Source organism: Xenorhabdus sp. KJ12.1 (assembly GCF_963876495.1).
Lineage (GTDB): Bacteria > Pseudomonadota > Gammaproteobacteria > Enterobacterales > Enterobacteriaceae > Xenorhabdus > Xenorhabdus stockiae.
The window spans coordinates 24,623-28,005 of record NZ_CAWNQH010000084.1 but is presented as its reverse complement, the minus strand read 5'-3'; the positions used below and the strand labels follow the sequence as shown (position 1 = coordinate 28,005).

The 3,383-nt window shown below is 53.7% G+C and carries 5 protein-coding genes; all 5 read right to left on the bottom strand.

Annotation, left to right across the window (positions count from 1 at the left end):
- Nucleotides 1–988: phage major capsid protein (locus AACS92_RS22035; protein ID WP_099111694.1), on the bottom strand; the 988-nt coding region annotated here is incomplete at its 3' end.
- A 12-nt stretch (nucleotides 989–1,000) separates the two neighbouring features.
- Complete coding sequence (locus AACS92_RS22030; protein ID WP_153044793.1) at nucleotides 1,001–1,651, bottom strand: HK97 family phage prohead protease; 651 nt, start codon at nucleotides 1,649–1,651, stop codon at nucleotides 1,001–1,003.
- Nucleotides 1,629–2,861 (bottom strand): phage portal protein, encoded by a 1,233-nt coding sequence (locus AACS92_RS22025; RefSeq protein ID WP_099111696.1) that lies wholly within the window; start codon nucleotides 2,859–2,861, stop codon nucleotides 1,629–1,631. The genes AACS92_RS22030 and AACS92_RS22025 overlap by 23 nt, the downstream gene beginning before the upstream one ends.
- Nucleotides 2,861–3,037, bottom strand: coding sequence for a hypothetical protein (locus tag AACS92_RS22020; RefSeq protein ID WP_193756998.1), 177 nt, complete (start codon nucleotides 3,035–3,037; stop codon nucleotides 2,861–2,863). Before AACS92_RS22020 ends, AACS92_RS22025 begins: the two co-directional genes overlap by 1 nt.
- A 9-nt stretch (nucleotides 3,038–3,046) precedes the next feature.
- Nucleotides 3,047–3,383: terminase TerL endonuclease subunit (locus AACS92_RS22015; protein ID WP_241538022.1), on the bottom strand; the 337-nt coding region annotated here is incomplete at its 5' end.

The window sequence follows — 3,383 nt, the reverse complement described above, 5'->3', positions numbered from 1 at the left end:
CAATACCGTAGCCGAGCAAGGCGGAAGGTTGCCCCAGTTGCAGGCCCGGCTGCCACAGGTAGTTGCCCTGACTGTCTTTCAGGGTGCGCACCTGAAACAACAGGTTGTTGTTCATCATGAACTTTGCGCCGGTGCGATACGGTTTACGCAGCGTGTAGATCAGCTGCATCGTGTCGTCGGCGGTGACCTCGGTCGGTTTTTTCAGCAACCGATGCTGCAACGTGCCCCATTTGCGGTCTTTGTCTTCCTGCGCATCACTGCCGTAAGCCAGCAAACCTTTCGGTTTGTTTTTACCGTCACCGTGGGTAAACGCACGCTCCTCCTGCTCAGCAAACTCTTGTGTGAGTTCAGACGAAATAAAGGCATCCACATCGAAAAAAGCATCATCCAGCATGGTCTGGGTCGCGGCAGGGTTGCCGTAAATTTCGCCCCATGTCGGTTCGATGGGCATCAGCTTCGGTGTTTGCGTTTCCGGGCGCTGATCGGTTTCCCCCACCCAGCCACTGTTCGTGCCGCCCTGATTCACCAGCCGCTTGAAATTCGGGCTGCCTACGGACACCACGTGACACTCGGCACGCATCACCACTTCGTCTTTCAGGGCATTGATGATATTGCGATCCAGCTCTTCCGGCACGGCATAGCCACCTTCAGGATCGATGGTGGTTTGCATCGCTTTTTGTTCCAGCGCGGCCAGCCCCTCTTCCTTGCCCTTGCGGAGAAACTGAGCAAACGCCGCTTTGTGTTCACTCACTGCGGGCGTATTGCTGCCGCCTGCCGGACGTTTCAGCCCCGCCAGCTCCTCTTCCAGCGCGGTTTTCAGGGTATCCAGCTCAGACAGTTTGCCATTCAGCGTATCTACCTGCTCGGACAACTTCCCTTTCTGGGCTTCGATGGCCTCAATGCGCTGATCGTTCTTCTGCCTGAATTCATCGAAACGCTGCTGAATTTCCTGCGCAACCTGTTGTATTTCTTTAACTTCAATCGCCATCAAACACTCCGGTTAGTTAAAATGTAATGATTTCAGGGCCGTTAATGCCAAGGCAGTCTCAGCATCAGGCAAAGACAAGGCCTCGTAACCCTTCGCCATAAAGGCCTTAGCCTGAGCGCGGGAAAGTCCAACATCGCGCAGAACCCGTTCAATACGACCGGGATTGGGGATATCACCCCGGGCCAAGGCGGATTTCACATTGTTCACCCGCGCATCCTCGTTAGCGGGAAAAGTCACCAGACTGACTTCCCATAAATCGAGATCTTTCAATAAAAAAGCCTGCTTTATTCGGTCATACTCTCCGTCTTTCAGGGTGTAGCCGATCGACAAACCAGAAAGTGATCCGGCTTTCATATGGGCATGCGCCCGTTTTGCCAGTGGATCCGCCTCGATCAACAACCGCCCTTTGAGATACAGCCCGGTTTCGTCTTCTTTCATGTCGGTATAAATCCCGATGGGTTCATCCATCCGGTGTTGCCAGAGCAAGGCAGGCAGACTGCCTTTTTCACCCCATTGCTTCAGCGTATTGGCAAACGCACCGGGTAAGACAATATCGTCAGCACTGTCTTTGAGACCGAACACGGAACCGTACCCCTCAAACTCGCCGGCATCGCTGACCGATTTGATTTTCAACGGCATATCAAGCCGTTGTTGGGTGATCATCGGCATGGGTTTCTTCCTCTTTTTTCGGCGCGGGTTCAGGTTGCGTGGTCATGTTCATCGGCGTGAGATAAATATCGCCGCCCTCACGGGGATTCAGTTCTTCCAGCGCCCGGCATTCGTTCGGGGTATAAATGCCCCAGTTAATACCGGTGGCGTAGGCTTCAAAGCGGGATTTCATATCCCCACGCAGTAAGGCTCCGGTATTAAACTTGGCGTAAAACCGTCCCTGCTTGTTGCTTCTGACCAGTCCGGCATTAATACGTTGTTCAATGCGGGTGAGGTAGGGCACCAGCGAGTAATTAATAAACCCGATCCCCAGATTTTCAATGTTGTTAAAGGTAGCGCGGTCAGTGTTCTGCACCATATGCAACGGCACCCGGAAGATGCGGCAGATCTCCTCCAACTGAAACTTACGGGTTTCCAGAAACTGCGCATCTTCTGCCGATAAACTGATTTGATGCCATTTCAGCCCCATCTCCAGGATCATCGGCTTATGGGCGTTGACCAGCCCCTGATGACGGGCTTCAAAATCCGTTTTCAGACGCTGATAGGCTTCCTCTTTCAAGGCTTGATCCGTTTGCAGGACACCGCTGGTCACGGCCCCGTTACCAAACAATCGAGAACCATGCTCTTCGGTGGCCAGTCCCAGCCCTATCGCTTGCCGGGCGTAAGTAATCGGGCTTAACCCGGTCAGACCATCCAATGTAAAAATGCGCACATGCCAGAGTTCATCCTGCGTTAGTGTTCGGTTTTCACCGCTCGGGAAGGTCACCTGATAGTCCGGCTGCCAGTCCTTATTGAGTTTTGCCGTGACACTGCCCGGATCGAGGGGCAGTAACTCCACCACTTCCCCGAGCGCCTTCACTTTGTAAGCATAGAAGTTACCGCGCAGGCACAGGCAGGCAATGAGCAACTCCCAGAACTCCTGCGGTGTCATATAATGATTGGGCTTGACCGATAGCAGTTGATGCAGCCGCTCTTTCACGGCACGTCGGTTGCCGCGTTCTAATTGCTCATACAGCGAACAGGGCAACATACCGACCGATTCCGCCAGCACCCGCACACAACTGAACACAGCAGTGAGTTGCATCGCTAACTGTGGACTGACCCGCCGCCCGCTGTAGGTATCATAGGACAGGCCAATCAATTCACTTAAATCACGGGCGGTCATAGCATCGGCGGATTTGCGAAATAAGCCGGGGAAAAACATCAGGTCTCCTTATCGGGTTTCTGGCTCAACATGCGTGAGACCCCATACGACCAGCCAAGGCATAACACACCTGCCACCATCAATCCCGCAGCCGGCAACAGCCGCCATGCGCCGTAAGACAGCAGAGCGCCGCCGGCCAGACCGACCAGCGGGGCAACAATGATTAATAATTTCATGGAAAAATCTCAGAGTGAGCGAACACCGTGGGAGATCAAATGATCGGAGAGACTGGGGGCTGCGTGCAAAATCGCCCGCCCCATCGCCATCATCAGCGCCACTGCGCCATCAATTTTGCTGTCTTTCTGCTCTTTAATCGGGCGCACAATATCATCATTACCGCCCATCGTTTTCCCGACCACATTGCCGATACACCACGACATAATCGGGTGACCGTCATGATGGAAACGCCCGGACTGAATGGCGGCTTCCAGCGCTTTCATCGGATCGCTCATATGCGTGAAATTCTGGGTAACGATGATGGGATTAATACCCTCGTCTGCCAGTGCATGAGATAAGCCGGTG

What these genes read in the sequence shown, in the direction of transcription:
- AACS92_RS22030 (WP_153044793.1), bottom strand. Translation starts at nt 1,651, where the DNA reads ATGATCACCCAACAACGGCTTGATATGCCGTTGAAAATCAAATCGGTC.
- AACS92_RS22025 (WP_099111696.1), bottom strand. Translation starts at nt 2,861, where the DNA reads ATGTTTTTCCCCGGCTTATTTCGCAAATCCGCCGATGCTATGACCGCC.
- AACS92_RS22020 (WP_193756998.1), bottom strand. Translation starts at nt 3,037, where the DNA reads ATGAAATTATTAATCATTGTTGCCCCGCTGGTCGGTCTGGCCGGCGGC.